1 protein-coding gene is annotated in these 1,165 nt (G+C 35.2%); it reads left to right on the top strand.

The features are described from left to right. Positions 1–106: 106 nt before the first annotated feature. Positions 107–988, top strand: a complete 882-nt coding sequence (locus ACYQ2M_RS25070) for a hypothetical protein (protein ID WP_459919139.1) — start codon at positions 107–109, stop codon at positions 986–988. Positions 989–1,165 lie beyond the last annotated feature (177 nt).

The raw sequence follows: 1,165 nt of genomic DNA, 5'->3' as shown, positions 1-1,165 counted from the left end.
CACGGCTTTCAGAGCGGACTCGTTCCCCTCGCCCCTGAAGCCGGGCGTTCGGTAAACAAAATTTTAATCTTTCTTTAATTTTATGGCATTATTATGGAGGTATTTAATGATTTGGAAAAAATTTGGTTATTTGTTTTTCGTTTTTTTTTATGGATGCGGAACAATGGGCACTCCGGTTTCTTTAAAAAATTATCAGGATATTAAAGCGTTACCATATAAAATTAAGATTAACATTAGCGTTGTTAACCATGACAAGGATTCCTCTTGGGCAAACTCACCCTTTTATTATGATAATCCAATCGATGGGATTGATAGCGAGGAATTACTTGATATCTGGAATAGTATTCTACTTGAAAGTATTCCAGTAAGATTTGATGAAAAGAATCCAAAGTATACATTTGATATTGAACTGTATGGCACTATGAGGGCTTCTTATGTAACTTCATTTGATGGCAATAATTATCATGGTGGTTCTATATATCATTTAACGGTTAGAGACAGTAGTAATAAAAATATATATAATAACTATTTCATGATATATGGTTATTGGAAAGTAAAAGGGTTAACAGTAAAAGGACCTGGTGTGCTGACTTCTACTGGAGCAAGAATTCCAGTTGTCAAGTTGGGGCTATATGATATTCTGTCATTTATTTGTAGAGAAGATTTTTTAAAAAAAACAACAGAAAAGGTTGAACGTATTGATCATATTCTTCCGGGTATGGTCCCACATATGCCCGGCCATGCAGTAATATTCGAGTATGAAATTCAAGTTACTGATGATTTATATTACGATAATGCTAACGTTTCGGCTGTGTATTTTAGATATATAATGGGTAATGATATTGAAATTGGTGACTTAAAACCGTCACCATGGAAGGGTGGTAGTTATAGGCAAATATTGCAAGTAGCAAAAATTGCTCAATATAAGAAATGGCCAATGTTCCCTAAAAATTTAGATGTTTCTTCCCTAAAAATCATTGTTGACTAATAAAGTAAAGTTAACCGAACAATGCTTTTTCAGCGGAGCGCAAAAAACGCGCGCCCGCTGAAAAGCGACGTTGAACTAAACCCCTTCGGGGCAGTATCCGTCGCATAATCAGCATCTTCCCCACATCCCCTTCTTTTGTTTCAACCTCCAAAAACAGAAAAATTTCTTTCCAATTTT

The sequence above is a fragment of the Desulfocicer niacini genome, from assembly GCF_054657595.1.
The sequence above is the reverse complement of the archived record's forward strand: the minus strand, read 5'-3'. Positions and strand labels throughout refer to the sequence as shown.